At 69.8% G+C, this 16,457-nt stretch carries 10 protein-coding genes; 6 read left to right on the forward strand and 4 right to left on the reverse strand.

Features of this window, described 5'->3' with window-relative positions; translation table 11 throughout:
• The first annotated feature begins 50 nt into the window (after positions 1-50).
• On the forward strand, positions 51-3,236 hold the full coding sequence (locus tag VIM54_RS01980) for a PD-(D/E)XK nuclease family protein (protein ID WP_331898724.1): 3,186 nt from the start codon (positions 51-53) through the stop codon (positions 3,234-3,236).
• Positions 3,229-6,447, forward strand: a complete 3,219-nt coding sequence (locus VIM54_RS01985; RefSeq protein WP_331898726.1) for an ATP-dependent DNA helicase — start codon at positions 3,229-3,231, stop codon at positions 6,445-6,447. The genes VIM54_RS01980 and VIM54_RS01985 overlap by 8 nt, the downstream gene beginning before the upstream one ends.
• 94 nt (positions 6,448-6,541) lie before the next feature.
• On the opposite strand, the gene VIM54_RS01990 is transcribed toward VIM54_RS01985, so the two are convergent.
• Together VIM54_RS01990 and VIM54_RS01995 are read right to left on the reverse strand one after the other, a co-directional pair.
• Positions 6,542-7,279 (reverse strand): IclR family transcriptional regulator, encoded by a 738-nt coding sequence (locus VIM54_RS01990; protein ID WP_331898728.1) that lies wholly within the window; start codon positions 7,277-7,279, stop codon positions 6,542-6,544.
• A complete protein-coding gene (locus tag VIM54_RS01995) occupies positions 7,276-8,790 on the reverse strand; it encodes an APC family permease (protein WP_331898729.1) in 1,515 nt (504 codons plus the stop codon). The genes VIM54_RS01990 and VIM54_RS01995 overlap by 4 nt, the downstream gene beginning before the upstream one ends.
• 214 nt (positions 8,791-9,004) lie before the next feature.
• Between VIM54_RS01995 and VIM54_RS02000 the strand changes: the two genes are divergently transcribed.
• From VIM54_RS02000 to VIM54_RS02010, 3 genes are read left to right on the forward strand one after another with little or no spacing between them, the layout of a single operon-like run.
• A complete protein-coding gene (locus VIM54_RS02000; protein WP_331898731.1) occupies positions 9,005-10,492 on the forward strand; it encodes an APC family permease in 1,488 nt (495 codons plus the stop codon).
• 27 nt (positions 10,493-10,519) lie between these two features.
• Positions 10,520-12,487: a primary-amine oxidase gene (locus tag VIM54_RS02005; protein WP_331898733.1), complete on the forward strand. Its 1,968-nt coding sequence runs from the start codon at positions 10,520-10,522 to the stop codon at positions 12,485-12,487.
• Between the two features lie 10 nt (positions 12,488-12,497).
• Entirely contained in the window at positions 12,498-13,046 is a 549-nt protein-coding gene (locus VIM54_RS02010; RefSeq protein WP_331898735.1) for a hypothetical protein, read from the forward strand.
• A 71-nt stretch (positions 13,047-13,117) separates the two neighbouring features.
• Here the strand turns inward: VIM54_RS02010 and VIM54_RS02015 are convergent, their stop codons facing one another.
• On the reverse strand, positions 13,118-13,972 hold the full coding sequence (locus VIM54_RS02015; RefSeq protein WP_331898736.1) for a LysR substrate-binding domain-containing protein: 855 nt from the start codon (positions 13,970-13,972) through the stop codon (positions 13,118-13,120).
• A gap of 145 nt (positions 13,973-14,117) precedes the next feature.
• Here VIM54_RS02015 and VIM54_RS02020 point away from each other — a divergent pair, with 145 nt between their 5' ends.
• On the forward strand, positions 14,118-15,431 hold the full coding sequence (locus VIM54_RS02020; protein ID WP_331898737.1) for an MFS transporter: 1,314 nt from the start codon (positions 14,118-14,120) through the stop codon (positions 15,429-15,431).
• A gap of 6 nt (positions 15,432-15,437) precedes the next feature.
• On the opposite strand, the gene VIM54_RS02025 is transcribed toward VIM54_RS02020, so the two are convergent.
• A complete protein-coding gene (locus tag VIM54_RS02025) occupies positions 15,438-16,433 on the reverse strand; it encodes a phosphotransferase (RefSeq protein ID WP_331898738.1) in 996 nt (331 codons plus the stop codon).
• Positions 16,434-16,457 lie beyond the last annotated feature (24 nt).

Consider the following 16,457-nt stretch of genomic DNA (forward strand, 5'->3'; position numbering starts at 1 on the left):
CCGCCCGTGCCGTGCGTGCCGATGTCGGTGCCCGCCGTTAGGTTGTGGGCATGGGGATCAAGGGTTTTCGGCGGGCGGCCGTCGTGGATTCCCGAGCGGATTTCGCATCGAACCGTCTCGTTCCGGATGCCGCCCAGCGTGCGGTGCTGCAGCTCGCCGACGGCGCATCGGCCGCGGTGATCGGGGCGCCGGGCACCGGCAAGACCACGACCCTGGTCGAACTCGTGGCCGATCGGGTGCTCGACCGTGGCTGGAGTGCGGAGCAGGTCGTCGTGCTCACGTCCAGCCGAACGACGGCGACCGCGCTGCGTGACCGGCTCGCGCTGCGGCTCGGCGTGCCCACCAACGGCCCGCTCGCGCGCACCGTCAACTCGCTCGCCTTCGAGATCGTCGGCGCGGCCGCGGCCTCGGCCGGCGTGGCGCCGCCGAGGCTCGTCACCGGCGGCGAGCAGGATGCGGACATCGGCCAGCTGCTGGAGGGCCAGATCGAGGACGGCGCCGCGCCGGCCTGGCCGCCTCCCCTCGATGAGGACGTGCGCCGCCTCCGCGCCTTCCGCACGGAACTCCGCGAGCTCATCATGCGCGCAACGGAATATGGGGTGACGCCCCAGCGCCTCGCGAGTCTCGGCGCGGACACCGGGCACCCGGAGTGGGTGGCCGCTGCCGCCTTCATCTCCGACTACCTCTCCGTGGTGAGCAGCTCACGGCCCGGCCAGCTCGACTCGGCCGAGCTCGTGCAGTTCGCGATCGCCGCCCTCGGCCGGGGCGAGGCCGGCGAGCGCGTCGCCGGTCTTCGCCTCGTGGTGGTCGACGACCTCCAGGAGGCCACCACGTCCACGATCTCCCTGCTCGCCGCGCTCGTGGCGCGTGGCGTCTCGATCGTCGCGTTCGGCGATCCGGATGTCGCGACGAACGCGTTCCGCGGCGGCGAGCCGGATGCCCTGGGCCGGCTCGGCAGCGTGCTCGGCGTGCCTGACCTCATCACCATCACCCTGGGCACGGCGCACCGCCAGGGCGCGACCCTGCGCGAGTTCACCGCGCGGGTCACCGAACGCATCGGCACGGCCGGGGCGGTCGGCCAGCGCGCGGCCGTTGCCGGCGGCGCGGCACAAGGCGGCGCGGCCCGCAGCTCCTCGGCCCGCAGCTCCTCGGCCCGCTGCTCCCCGGTGCTCAGGATCACGGCGACGAGCCAGGCGAGGCAGTGGGCGGCGATCGCCCGGCAGTTGAGGGAGCACCATCTCATCGGCGGCATCCCGCTGTCTGGCATGGCGGTCGTCGTGCGCAGCGGCGCTCTCGTGCCCGTAATCGCGCGTGCCCTCGCGCTCAACGAGGTTCCCACCCGCACCGCGGTCGGCGGGCGCGCCCTGCGCGACGACCACGCCGCGCGCAGCCTGCTGTCCGTCGTAGACGTCGCCATCGGACGTACCCCGCTCACGGCGCCCCTCGCCGCCGAACTTCTCCTCGGGCCGTTCGGGGGACTCGACCATCTCGCGCTGCGCCGCCTGCGGCTCGCGCTGCGGGCCGAGGAACTCGCCGGCGGCGGCAACCGGGCGAGCGACGACCTGCTCGTGGATGGGCTCGGCTCCCCAGGCCGGTTCGCCACCATCGACCACCGGGTGGGCCGCAACGCCGAGCGGCTCTCGGCCACCCTCGGCGCCGTCGGGGCGCTCGCCGCCGACGGCGGCACCGTCGAGGAGCTCCTCTGGCTCGCCTGGCACCGCAGCGGCCTCGCCGACGACTGGTTCGCGCAGGCGACGAGCGCCGGCATCACGGCCGCGGAGGCCAACCGCAACCTCGACGGAATCGTCGCCCTCTTCACCTCGGCGAGGCGATTCACCGAGCGTCGACCTGGCACGAGCCCGAGCGTCTTCCTCGACGACGTGCTCGACGCCGAGGTGCCGGAAGACACCCTGTCTCCCCAGTCCGCCGCGGAGGCGGTGCTCGTGACGACGCCCTCCGGCGCGGTCGGCCTCGAGGTGGACGTGGTCGTGATCGCCGCCCTGCAGGAGGGAGTCTGGCCGAACCTCCGGCTGCGCGGGTCCCTGCTCAACCCGCAGGACCTCGTGCGGGTGATGACGGGGCTCGACGACGTAGTGATCGACGAGCGGCGCCAGGTGCGGGATGACGAGCTGCGGATGTTCGCGCTCGCCGTGTCCCGCGCCCGCCGGCAGGTGATCCTCGCCGCCGTGTCGAACGAGGACGACGCCGCGAGCGTGCTCTTCGCGCTCGCGCCGCCCGGCACGCCGGTGGTCGATGCGGCGACGGTGCGACCGCTCTCGCTGCGGGCGCTCACCGGACGGCTTCGGCGCGAGCTCGTGCAGGAGCGGCGCACCGCGCCCGAGCGGGCGGCCGCGGCCTCCGCGCTCGCGCGGCTCGCCGAGGAGCGGGTGCCCGGCGCGAACCCGGCGGAGTGGCACGGCCTGCTCGAGCCGTCGACCACCGAACCGCTCTTCGACGGGGACGACACCGTGCCGGTCTCCCCGTCGAAACTGGACGCGTTCGAGCAGTCACCGCTCGACTGGTTCATCGACACCGTCTCCGGCACCCAATCGAGCACGGCGATGGGCCTCGGCACGATCGTGCACTGGGCCATGGAGACCGCGACCGACTCGAGCGTCGACACCGTCTGGCGCGCCATCGAGCAGCGCTGGAGCGAACTCTACTTCGAGTCGCCGTGGTTTGCGGAGCAGCAGCGTTCTGCCGCGCGCATCCTCGCCGCCGGTGTCGCGGACTACCTCGCCGACTTCGAGCGCGACGGCAAGTCGCTCGTCGCCGCCGAGGGACGCTTCAGCCTGCGGATCGACCGCGCGACGGTGAACGGGTCCATCGACCGGGTCGAGCGCTCGAGCGACGGATCGGTGGTGATCGTGGACCTCAAGACGGGCACCCCCACCGTGCGGCAGCAGGTCGTCGACGCGCATCCGCAGCTCGGGGCCTACCAGCTCGCCTATTCGCAGGGGGTGCTCGACGAGTTCCTCGACGACCTCGGCGAGCACTCCGGCGGGGGAGCGAAGCTGCTCTTCGTGAAGAAGGGCAAGAAGAAGAAGCTCTACCAGGAGGGTGTGCAGGCCCCGCTCGACGAGGAGGCCCTCGAGGGCTTCCGGGCGCGGATCAGGCAGGCGGCACTCGGGATGGCCGCGGCCGCCTTCGAGGGAGCGGTCGAGCTGAGCGAGTGGGGCGGCTTCGACATCGCGTCGCGCAAGCTGCACCGGGTGCGGGCGGTGTCCAGTGACTGACGGCGCGCGCGTGGCGGTGAGTGCCTTCGACATCGCCGACGCCCTCGGGCGCCCGCAGCCGACCGAGCAGCAGCGGCGGGTGATCGAGTCGCCGCTCGAGCCGGCGATCGTCGTGGCGGGCGCCGGCAGCGGAAAGACCGAGACGATGGCCAATCGGGTGCTCTGGCTGCTCGCCAACGGGCAGGTCGCGGCGAGCGAGCTGCTGGGTCTCACCTTCACCCGCAAGGCGGCGGGCGAACTCTCCAGCCGCATCCGCGAGCGCATCGGCGAACTCCACTCGGTGGGGCTGCTGCCCGGCGAATACGACGAGTTCGACCCGCCAGTCGTCGCAACCTACAACGCGTTCTCTAACACCATCTACCGTGACAACGCCGTGCTGCTCGGCCGGGAGAGCGACGGGGCGGTGCTCGGCGAGGCGTCCGCCTGGCAGCTTGCCCGCTCGATCGTGGTCGCCTCGACCGACGACCGCCTGCCGGGGCTCGGCAAGAGCATCGACTCGGTGACGAAGGCCGTGCTGGCGCTCAGCCACGAGCTGAGCGAGAACGTTGTCGACCCGGGCGACGTCACCGCGATGGCCGCCCGATTCGCGGCGCTCGCCGAGCTTCCCACCGGCGGAACCGGCCTCTACGAGGACGCCGTCACGCTCGCGAAGACCGTCGGGGCGCTTCCGGTGCTCGTGGACCTCGCCGGCGAGTTCGCCGCGGCCAAGGCCAGGCGGGGCTTCGTCGAGTACTCCGACCAGGTGTCGCTCGCCCTCGAGATCGCGCGGGGCATGCCGAAGGTCGCCGCGGAGATCCGCGAGAGGCACCGCGTGATCCTCCTGGACGAGTACCAGGACACGAGCGTCGTGCAGACCTGGCTGCTGGCTGAACTCTTCGCCGGCCGCGCGGTGATGGCCGTCGGCGACCCGAACCAGTCGATCTACGGCTGGCGGGGCGCGAGCGCCGCGAACCTGGAGGGCTTCGCCGGGCAGTTCGGCGACGGCAGCGTGCGGGAGTTCGCGCTCAGCACGAGCTGGCGCAACGGCCAGGACATCCTCTCCGTGGCGAACGCGCTCGTGCAGCCGCTGCTCGAGACGACGACGGTGGGGGTGGAGCGGCTCGACGCCGGCCCGAACGCGAGCGACCTGCCGGTCGAGGTCATCGTGGAGGAGACGCTGCAGGAGGAGGCGGATGCGGCGGCGCGCTGGCTCAAGGCGAGACTCGAGACGCGCCAGGGCGAGACCCCGCCCACCGCGGCGATGCTGTTCCGCGCCCGTAAGACCCAGGGCGTGTTCATCGACGCCCTGCGCGCCCACGGGGTGCCGTTCCACGTGCTCGGCATCGGCGGCATCATGGCCGAACCGGAGATCGCCGACCTCGTCTCCGCGCTCACCGTGGTGAACGATCCGACCGCCGGATCGCAGCTCGTGCGGCTGCTCGCCGGCTCGCGCTGGCGCATCGGGGCGGCCGACCTGCATGCCCTCAGCCGGCTCGCGTCGTGGCTGCGCGACCGGGACTATGCCCAGCGCCCACTGGATGCCGAGCTCAAGGACCGCCTGCGCGCCTCCGTCGCCGAGGGCGAGGGCGGCTCGACCGTCGACGCGATCGACTTCCTGGCGTCCGCCCGTCCCGGTCATTCTGCCCTCTCCCGCTTCAGCGAGGAGGGACGTACGAGGCTGCGGGACGCCGGCCGCACCCTCGCGCGACTCCGCGCCCGGGCGAGCCTCGACCTGCTCGACTTCGTGACCGTGGTCGAGCAGGAGCTGCTGCTCGACATCGAGGTCGCGGCGAACGAGACCCGCTCGCTCGGCTCCGCCAACATGGAGGCGTTCTTCGACGCGCTCGGCGGCTACCTCGCCGTCGACGACTCGGCGAGCCTCGGTGGGTTCCTGGCCTGGCTTCGCGAGGCCGAGTGGCGCGACGGGCTCGCGCCCCGCCCCGAGGATGCGGAGGCCGGCACGGTGCAACTGCTCACCATCCACGGGGCGAAGGGGCTCGAGTGGGACATCGTGGTCATTCCGCGCCTCGTCGAGAGCGAACTTCCCGGCTCGCCGCGCGAGGGCTTCGGCGGCTGGTTGTCGTTCGGCACCCTGCCATACGAGTTCCGGGGCGACGCGGCGGAGCTCCCTCGCTTCGACTGGGAGCCGGCGGCGTCCCGCAAGGAACTCCTGGCCGCGGTCGACGAGTTCAAGGCGGCCGTGCGGCACCGGCATGAGCTCGAGGAGCGGCGGCTCGCGTACGTCGCCGTCACCCGCGCCCGGCACTCCCTCCTGCTCACCGCATCGTTCTGGTCCACGCAGACGACCCCGCGTGCGCCGAGCCCGTTCATCGTCCCGCTCGCGGAGGCCGGAGTGATCGGCCCGCTCCCGCCGGCGAGCGAGCACGCGGAGAATCCGCTGGGTGACGACGTCAACCTCTTCCTCTGGCCGCTCGATCCCCTCGGCGGCCGCCGGGCGGCGATCGAACGAGCGGCCGACCTGGTGCGCGCCTCCGCCCAGGGGCACGCGGGCTCCTGGGATCGCGAACTCGACCTGCTGCTCGAGGAGCGGCGCCGGCGGCTGGACGCGGCCGAATACGTCGACCTGCCCACGCGCGTGTCGGCATCCCGGTTCAAGGACTTCGTGGCCGACCCGTCGGCCGTCGCCTCCGCGCTGCGCCGGCCGATGCCGGAGAGGCCGTTCAGGGCGACGAGCCTCGGCACCGTGTTCCACGACTGGGTGGAGCACCGCTCCGGCGTCCACGGGTCGACCGAGCAGCTCGACGCGCTGTCCACGGAACTCGACGGGACCGAATTCGACGGGACCGAATTTTTCGGGACCGAATTTTTCGGGGATGGCGAACTTGCCGAGCCGGACGGCCTCGAGCGCCTGCGGCAGATCTTCGAGCGGTCGGAGTTCGCGGCCCTCAAGCCGGAGAGCGTCGAGATCGAGATCCACCTGATCCTCGAGGGGGAGATCGTGGTCTGCAAGCTCGACGCGGTCTACCGGGTCGGCGACCGCTACCGCATCGTCGATTGGAAGACCGGCAAGGCGCCTCGGGATGCCGCGGATCTCGAGGCAAAACAGCTGCAGCTCGCCCTCTACCGGCAGGCCTTCGCGGAGTGGAAGGGCATCGAGCCGGAGCTGATCGACGCCGTCTTCTACTACGTGAGCGACGACGCCATCATCCGTCCGGAGCGCATCTATTCGCGGGCCGAGCTCATCGCCCTCTGGCGCGCAGTGGTCTCCTGACCGGCGAGCGAGGCGCTCTCCCGCACGCCGACCAGGCGGGCGATCGACCCGGTCCATCCACAGGGGTGTCGGAGCGCCGGATTACCCGCCGCGGTCAGGCGAGAAGCGGAGCGAGTCGCACCGAGCTTGAGCGCAGGGCGTCCAGAGTCTCGCCGGGTGTCTCGATGAGCGGCTTCGGTGCGGAGAGGCATAGCCCGGCAACCAGCATGCCCGCGCGGTCCCGGATGGGAACGGCGAGGCATCCGTAGCCCCGGGTTATCTCGCCGACTTGCAGCGCGTAGCCGCGGGAGAGGGTCTCTTCGGCGAGTCGAGCCACCTCGGCGCCGGACTGCTCGGTCGCCGAGTCGGCCAGGTTCCCGGCATCCCGCAGCTCGGTCATCAACAGGCGACCCATCGCGGAGACGTCGAGGAAGCGCGTGAGCCTCGCCGGGTTGCTCAAAGGAAAGTCGGGATCGGCGTCGACGACACCGAGGCGGGCGTCGTCGTAGCGCACGAGGTGCACGCCCCCGCGAACGCTTCCGCGCAGCGTGTCGAGCTGGTCGCGCACGGCCTGGGGCGGGCGGGGGAGGGTCGAGAGACCGGCGAGCTGCACCACCTTGTGACCGAGGGCGAACCCGCTGAGGTCGGGCTGGCGAACAAGGTATTCCTCCTGCACCAGGAGGTTCAGGAGCCGATAGGTCGTGGCGCGGGGAAAGCGGAGGTTCTCGCTGACCTCCCGCGCCGTGACTCCCGGCCCGCAGCGGGCCACCTCTTCGAGCACGACGAGCGCGCTGTGGATCGCCTTGGGCTGGCGGGCCCTGACTTCGGCGAGGCCCTCGGGCGCGAAATTCATGACCCCGGGATGCCATGGTCGGGCGACGGGCCGGGGGATCCGCCGAGCAGGTCCTGCAGGGTGGTCTCGTCGTAGACGCCGATGGTGTGACGCAGCCAGGGTCGTCGAGCCCGGAGGGCACGATAGGCGATCATTCCGATCGAGATGATGACGAGGAAGATCCAGACGCCGGCGGCGCTGTCACTCGTGCTGCGATCGAGGAGGTAGACGACGAGGCCGACCCCGAGGAGCACGGCGGCGACGATCGCGCGAACTCCCACCCAGAACGTGAGCTCGCCGATGCGGCGGAGAAAGACGACGACGGCCACGCAGACGAGCACATACGAGGTGATGTATCCCGCCGCCGATGCGACCAGCAGCACCTCCATCGCCGCCCAGACGCCGCGACCGAACCCAATGGCGAGCACCGGCACGATCGCCAGCACGGGGACCGCCACCGCGACGGCCGCGATAGGCGTCTTGAGTCTCGGGTGTGTTCGCCCGAGCGCGGCCGGAACGAGTCCGTCCCGCGACATGGAGAAGATGACCCGCACGAGCGCCGTCGTCGACGCGATGGCGCAGGCGAAGAACGAGGCGGCGATGCTCGCGTCGAGCAACAGGCCTATCCAGGTGAGTCCGTAGGCGTCTGCAAGGGCGTTGACAGGAGACGAACTGCTCGTGATCGAACGCCCGAGCGCCGAGAAGCCGACGAGTTGGCTGTAGGTGGACAGCAGGTAGAGCACGCCAGAGGCCACGACGGTCCAGACGATCGCGCGCGGAATGCTCGCGAACGGCCTGCGTGCCTCCGCACCGAGTGTCGAGGCGCTCTCGAAACCCACGAAGGCCATGAGGGCGAGCACCGCGCCAGTGGCGAATTGCCGGGGGCTCGTGCCGCCGATGCTCAGTACCGGCCAGTGGATCCCGCCGCCCTGCCGGGCAATCATCGCGATGGTCAGCACGAGAATGAGCGCCACCGAGGCGGACTCGACGATGAGCGTCACGCGGGTCGACAGGCGGATACCTCGGGCGAGCACGAGAAAGCAGACGGCGGCGAGCGCCACGATCGACGCGCTCACCAGCATCGCCGAGTCCTGGACCGCGGGAAGGAAGGTGCCGAGGAGCGTCGCGAGGAACAGTCCGCACCCCGTGAGCGAGAACATCGCGACGAAGGCGTACCCGACGAACATCGCGAGTCCGGTGGCGAAGCCGGCGAGGGTGCCGAGGCCCTTCGAGACGAAGGTGTACAGCGACCCCGTGGCGGACATCCGCCGGGTGAACTGGTTGACCGTAGTCGCGACGAGGAGGGAGAGCAGCATCGCGCCGGCGACGGCCCAGAACGTGCCGTCGCCGGCGACCGCGGCGACGATTGACGGAAACGTGATGGCTGCCGCCGACGGCGCCACCGCAGACACCGACTGGGCGAGCACATCGAGAAATCCGATGCTGCGGCGCGCCAGGCCCGACACGGGAGAGCGGTCGAGCACGCCACTCACCGAGGGCGGATCGGCTATTGCGCGCTCGAGTGCGGTCACGAAGGCTCCTGGATCGGGTTTTTTTAGGCTAGCCGCGGGCTGTTGCGAGGGGAGGTCGAGGGTGTTTCGAACGTGTGTTTGCCAAATGAGACAGTCGGTCCGGTGCGTCTCATTTGCCGCGCTCGGATGTTTACGCCGGCGGAACAGGCACGCAACGGACCACCGCGACGATGGGGGGATTCCTGAAGTCTCCCTCCCACCCCACGGAGTCACCATGACAACAACACGTGAACCAACCGGAACCGATGTCGCAAGCCCCGCGTCCAGAGCGGGCCTCTCCGGATCGCTCGGGGTCGGCTCGATCGTCTTCATGGTGGTCGCCGCCGCCGCCCCCCTGACCGTCATCGGCGGATCCGCTCCGCTCGGCTTCCTGCTGGGCAACGGGGTCGGATTCCCCGCCCTCTTCGCGGTGTGCGCGGTCGTCCTGCTGCTCTTCGCGGTGGGACTCGTGGCAATGACGAAGCGCATCCCGAAGCCCGGCGGCTTCTTCACCTTCGTCGGCCATGGCCTCGGAAAGCCGGCCGGGCTGTCCGCCGCCTACCTCGCCCTGCTCACCTATACGACCATCCAGATCGCCGTGCACGGCTATGTGGGGTATCTGATCGGCGCGTCGATCGCGGCGCTTGGCGGTCCGGACATCCCCTGGTGGGTCTACTCGCTCGCGATCATCCTCGTCGTCGGTGCGCTCGGCTACCGACACATCGACCTGAGCTCCAAGGTGCTTGGCGTGCTGCTGGTCTGCGAGGTCGGGATCGTGCTGGCCCTGGTGATCGCCGTCGTCGCCACCGGAGGCCGGGAGGGACTCTCCGTGGCACCGTTCCTGCCGAGCGCGGTGCTCTCCGGATCGCCCGGCATCGGACTCATGTTCGCCTTCGCCGCCTTCATCGGCTTCGAGTCGACCGTGATCTTCCGGGACGAGGCGAAGACCCCCGACCGCACCATCCCGCGCGCGACCTACATCGCGCTGATCGGCGTCGGCGTGTTCTACACGCTCGCCTCGTGGGCGCTCGTGATGGCGTGGGGCCCGACCAACGTCGTCGCCGAGGCGGCGAAGAACCCCGGGACCATGGTGATCACGACCACGCTGCGCTATCTAGGACCGGTGGGCGAGATCATCCTCAACACCCTGCTGATCACGAGCATGTTCGCCTGCGTGCTGTCGTTCCACAACGTGATCTCGCGCTACCAGCACTCCATGTCGAACGCCGGTCTCCTGCCGTCGCGAGTCGGCGATGTGCACTCGCGGCACCTCTCCCCGCACGTGTCGTCGCTCATCCAGACCATCACCGCCCTCGTGTTGATCGCCGTCTTCGCGGTGCTTGGACTCGACCCGATCCTGCAGGTGTTCACCTGGTTCTCCGGTGTGGCGACGCTCGCGATCGCCATCCTCATGGCGCTCACCTCGGCCGCGGTGATCGTGTACTTCCGCACGAGCAACACCGACCGGCGGCTCTGGAACACGCTCGTCGCACCCGCGCTCGGTTTCGTCGGACTCGTCGGTTCCGCCGTCGTGATCGGCGTCAACTTCCCGTTTCTGGTCGGCGACGTCAACGCCGACGGGGCTCCGGTGTTCGGGGCGGTGAGCGCGATCCTGCTCGGGTTGATCGTGGTCTTTCCCGTCGCGGGGCTCATCCAGGCCGCGATCCTCAAGCGGCGCAACTCGGCCGCGTACGAGTCCATCACCGACGCCGTCGCCGGCTGAACCTCCCTCCACCCTAAGGACAGACCCATGACCATGACCGATCCCATCATCACGACCTCTGCGCCGCTTGCGAGTCTGAGCATCACCGAGATCGAGCGTGTACGCGACATCGTCACCGCCAGCGAACTGTTCACCCGCACCACGCGGTTCGCCTACGTCGGGCTCGAGGAGCCCCACAAGCGCGAGGTGCTCGACTATCTCGCCGGAGTCGCTGAGCGCCCCGATCGCCGGGCACGCGTCATGCTCCTCGACATGGCCACCGGACACTCGACCGACAGTGTGCTCTCGATCGACTCCGGCGAGATCATCACGACGAGCGTTCTCGACGGCAGCGCCGGACAACTTCCCGTGCTGCTCGAGGAGTTCGACGCGATCGGCGAGATCGTGGCCGCAGACCCGCGCTGGGTGGCGGCGCTCGAGGCCCGCGGTGCATCCGTCGACACGGTGGTGTGCGTTCCGCTCTCGGCGGGCTATTACGAGTACCCGGAGGAGGAGGGCCGACGCATCCTGCGCGTGCTCGCCTTCCGTCAGGACCACCCGGAAGACCACCCGTGGGCGCACCCCGTCGACGGACTGTGTGCCTACGTGGATGTCTCCTCCCGCACGATCACGCGACTCATCGACGCCGAGGTCATGCCCATTCCGTCCGAGGGCGGCAATTTCGATGACCCGGCCGTGCAGGGTGCGCCTCTCACCGCACTCAAGCCGATCTCGATCACCCAGCCAGACGGGCCGAGTTTCGAGGTCGACGGCGAATCCGTGACCTGGGGCAACTGGAAATTCGATGTGGGGTTCGATCCGCGCGAAGGGCTCATCCTGCGCCAGCTCTCCTTCTTCGACGGGGTCGAGCAGCGCCCGATCATGTATCGCGGCTCGATCGCGGAGATGGTGGTGCCGTACGGCGACCCTTCCCCCGTGCGCTTCTGGCAGAACTACTTCGACACCGGGGAGTACCTGTTCGGGCGCTTCACCAATTCGCTCGCCCTCGGCTGCGACTGCGTGGGTGAGATCAAGTACTTCGACGCCGTGCTGGCCGACGAGGTGGGCAATCCGCAGGTGATCGAGAACGGCATCTGCATGCACGAAGAGGACTTCGGAACCCTGTGGAAGCACAGCGACATGTTCACCGGATCGAACGAGGTGCGCCGTTCCCGTCGCCTCGTGATCAGCTTCTTCACAACGGTGGGCAACTACGACTATGGCTTCTACTGGTACCTCTACCTCGACGGCACGATCGAGTGCGAGGCGAAGCTCACCGGCATCCTCTTCACCTCCTCGTATGTGGAAGGCAGCCCGTACGCGAGCGAGGTCGCGCCGGGGCTCGGGGCGCCGTACCACCAGCACCTCTTCAGCGCGCGTCTGGACATGATGGTCGACGGACTCTCCAACGCGGTCGACGAGGTGGACGCGGTCCGTCTGCCGATCAGCGAATCCAATCCGCACGGTGGCGCGTTCACCAGCAGCACGGTGCGCCTCGCCAGTGAGGCCAATGCCGGACGACTCGCGGATGCGACGGTCGGCCGGGCCTGGCACATCGTCAACACGGAGAAGACCAATCGCCTCGGCCGCTCGACGGGCTACGTGCTGATGCCGCAACAGTCGCCGACGCTCATGGCCGATCCGGCGTCGTCCATCGCCGAGCGCGCCGCGTACACGACCAAGCAGCTCTGGGTGACCCAGTACGACCCGGCCGAGCGCTACCCAGCCGGGGACTTCGTCCACCAGAATCCGGGCGGCGATGGCCTGCCGCGCTACATGGCGGGCGACCGGTCGGTCGACGGCGAAGACATCGTGCTCTGGCACACCTTTGGTCCGACGCACTTTCCCCGCCCGGAGGACTGGCCCGTGATGCCGACCGACTACGCCAAGTTCACCCTCAAGCCGTACGGCTTCTTCGATCGGAATCCCGCCCTCAACGTGCCGCCGAACGAGCCTGCGCATGAGTGCTCTCACGGTGGAGGGGGCCACGCGGACCACGCCGGCCACCAGCACTAGGACGCGACGGATGCTTGAGGCGCTCCAGGTGGGCATGCTCCTGCCCGGCGCGGTGGGCGTCTGCTGCACGGTGGCCGACCGCCGCGCTCGTTCCCTGCCCGGCTGGCTGCCGTCGGTCGTCATGGCGCTCGCGATGGCCGACATGGCACTCGACCCAGGGTCGCCGGTCGTCGCGCCGATCGGCTGGGTGGCGCTGTTGATGTTCGCGGCGGTCGTGCCGGTGCTTCGGCTCCGGCTCGACCTCGCCCCTCGCACGCCCCTGGCCGCCGCCATGGCGCTTCATCGCAGTCTCACGCTGCTGCTGACCGCGGCGACCATCGGTGCGATGGGAGCGGGCCCCGTTCGGTCGGCGGGCACCGTCCCGGCGCCCGGGCACGCGGGGATGACGGTGGCCAATCCGCTGCTCGTGTTGTCGCTCGTCGGGCTCGTCGGCGTCACCGGACTGACTCTCTGGCTCGTCGCGCGCCTCTCGCGCCGGCCGCACCGCGACCGGATCGCGATCGTCGAGATGGTGAGCATGCTCGGTGGAGTGCTCTCGATGGCGGGGGCGGTGATGTAGCCGATCGCCGTGTGGCGGGTGATCACATGAGCCTGGACCGTTCCCGGCCGACGATCTACCGGCGCAGGACACTAGTTCGCGGCGGAGCCCTGCCTGGCCACGATCGCGGCGATGAGCGCGTCAACGGGCTCGCGCGCGGTGCCGGGGTTGTCGAGAAGGCTGAAGTCCACGTCGCCGAGGGTCGGCAGCTCGAGCGCGGGGGACAGTTCGTTCAGGTCGGGCGGGATGAGGCTCTGCGGGAACGCGGCGATGCCGATGCCCGCCCGCGCCGCCGCGAGCACGCCGTTGATCTCGCGCACGTTGCAGGTGATGCGCCAGGTGCGGCCGGCGGATTCGAGCGCGCTGATCGCGACGGTGCGGCTGAGGCTCGGGGCCTGGTAGGCGATGAGGGGAACGTGCTGTCCGGGTTCGAGACTCAGCGTGCGGTGACCCACCCACACCATCCGGTCCCGCCGCACGAGGCGCCCGACCCCGATTCCCGGCTCCTGCTTGATGAACACGAGGTCGAGCTGACCCGCGTGCAGGCGGCGGGCGAGGGCGCCGCTCTGGTTCACGGTGAGTTCGAGGTTGATCTGCGGGTAGAGCTGGCGAAAGTCGCGCAGGATCTGCGGCAACTGGGTGAGCGCGAGGTCGTCGGCCGAGCCGAAACGCAGCCGGCCGCGCATCGCCGATCCGGTGAAGTAGCTCGACGCCTGGTCGTGGGCGGCGAGGATGGAGCGGGCGAAGCCGAGCATCGCGTCGCCGTTGTCGGTGAGGCGCACCTCGCGGGTGTCCCGCGCGACGAGGATTCTCCCCGCGGCCGTTTCGAGCTTGCGGATGTGCTGGCTCACCGTGGGCTGGCTGAGCCCCTGCACCGCCGCCGTCTTGGTGAAACTGAGGGTCTCGGCGACCGAGACGAAGGTCTTGAGGAGCACCGGGTCGAACATGCACGGCCTCTCATTACGAAAGTCAATAGTACTTATAGGGTCGATTCTATAAGGCAATAGATGGCAATGGGCCTAGCGTTGGCGTGACCATACGAAACGCACGAGTATCGCGAGACATCACACTGTGACGACAGAATCGCCGACCATGAGTCCGGCAACCGAGCCCATCCCCGTCCTCCACGAACGACCGCGCTGGCGCGACACCTTCATCTCGCTGCGCATCTACAACTACCGCCTGTACGTGATCTCGCAGCTCATCGCCAACACCTCGGGCTGGATGCAGAAGATCGCCACCGACTGGCTGGTGAACGAGCTCACCCACAACATCACCCTCGTCGGGGTGACCGTCTTCCTGCAGTTCGCCCCGGTGCTCGTGTTCGGCGTGTGGGGCGGCGTCATCGCCGACCGCGTGGACAAGCGCCGGCTCATGATGGCCACCCAGTCGGTGACCGCCGCGCTCTGTGCGACGCTCGGGCTCCTCACCCTTCTCGGCGTCGTCGAGGTCTGGCAGGTCTGGGGCGTCGCGCTCCTGCTCGGCCTCGTCGCCGTCGTGGAAGGCCCCGCCCGCTCCGCCTTCGTCAACGAGATGGTCGGCCACGGCCGGCTGCGGAATGCGATCAGCCTCAACGCGTCGATCTTCCACCTCGGGGGGCTCCTCGGCCCGGCCATCAGCGGAGTGCTCATCGCCCTCGTCGGCTCCGGCTGGTCGATCAGCGTGAACGCGATCGCGGCCGTGCTCGTGGTGGTGGCCCTCGCGAGCATGCGGGTGCGCGAACTGCGTCCGTCGCCGCGCGCCGAACGCGCGCGTGGGCAGATCCGGGAGGGCCTGAGCTATGTGATCTCCAAGCCGACCATCTTCTGGCCGATGGTCATGCTCGCCTTCGTGTCGACCTTCGGGATGACGCTGCCCGTGCTCCTCGTCTCGTTCGCCGACACCGTCTACCAGACGGGAGCGACCGGTTACGGCCTCTACAGTTCGGCCGCCGCGGTGGGGGCGCTCTCCGGCGCCGTGCTCTCCACCCGCCGGATGAATGTTCGGCTGCGCACGATCGTGGTCGCGGCCGGCCTGTTCGGCCTCGCGCTCATCCTCGCCGGCTCCGTCACCTGGGAGCCGCTCTTCATCGTCTTCCTCGTGAGCATCGGCGTCACGCGGCTGCTCTTCGCCACGGGGGCCGAGTCGATCGTGCAGCTGTCGACCAACCGCGTTATCCGCGGTCGCGTGATGTCGCTCTACTCGATCATCATGCTGGGCGGCCAGGCGCTCGGCGGCCCGATCAGCGGCGCGATCGCCGAGCACCTCGGCGTGCACGTGGCGATGACCATCGCCGGCGCCATGCCGGCGCTCGCCGCGATCGTGATCGGGATGGTGCTCGCCAGGACGGCAAGGCTCGCGCTGCGGTTCCAGCTGCGACGCAATCGCGGTCCGTTCGTGATCGTGCGCCGCGCGTCGGGGGCGTGAGGCTGGCTAGGCGCGCTGGTTTCGGTCGAGCATCGCCTCGACCTCGTCCACGGCCATCACGGGCATCGTGTTGTGGGTCAGGGATTGTTCGAGGTCGTTCTGCACCGTGTCGACGAGGCCGTGCAGCATGGCGACGGCGTCATCCACGATCTCGGTGCTGCGCTGCTGGGTGCCGTGCAACAGCCACTTGGCGATCTCGAGTTCCGCGTAGAGCATCGCGCGCTGCTTGACCTGCCGGTCGCTCGACCCGCGGGCGAGGGCGTACGAGTCGAACGCGGCCTCCGCCACGTTCTCGCCATGCGCGCCGAGAAGCCAGTAGAGGTCGCGCGCGGGGTCGCCGACGCTCAGGGTGTGCCAGTCGAGCAGTCCGGTCACGCCGCCGTCGGAGCTCAGGAAGGACTCGGCGCTGAGCGAGCCGTTGACCACGGTCGGGGCGAACTGCCAGAGGGCGGAATCCTCGGTTGCGCGCTCCCAGCGGCCGAGCAGGGCGGCCGGGACGAGGTGGGTCGCCGCGGCCCGGTCCATGACCGTGACGCTCGAGCGCAGGATCTCGACGGGGGTGTAGACGGGAAGGCCGGCGTCGGCGATGAAGCTCGTCGGCAGCGAGTGTACGGCGGCGATCGCGCGGCCGATCGAGTCGGCGAGGCCGTCGTCGGTCTCGATCGAGTCGAGGGGCACCTTCGAGCCGTAGACGAATTCGTAGACGACCGCGCGGGTGCCGCCGATCGGGGTCTGGCCGCCGAAGTTGGTGACGCTGAAGGGGAGTCTGGCCCGCACGCCGGTGCTGAGCGCCCGGAGCGCCACGAGATCCGCCGACTGCTCGGCCTCGGCCCGTTCGGACGTGGGAACCCGGATGATCCAGTGCCTGCCGTCCCGTCCGGTGAGCAACGCTGCCTCGAAGTCGCCGTGCGCCCCCGAGCCGAAATTGGTGGCGGACGCGACGTCGAGGCCGGCTACGGCTGCGGTCGCCAGCGCGGCTAGAGTGAGATGAGATCTGGCCATACCTCACAGGGTAGGTCGTAGGTC

It is taken from the genome of Lacisediminihabitans sp. (assembly GCF_036569425.1).
In the GTDB taxonomy this organism is placed as follows: Bacteria; Actinomycetota; Actinomycetes; order Actinomycetales; family Microbacteriaceae; genus Lacisediminihabitans.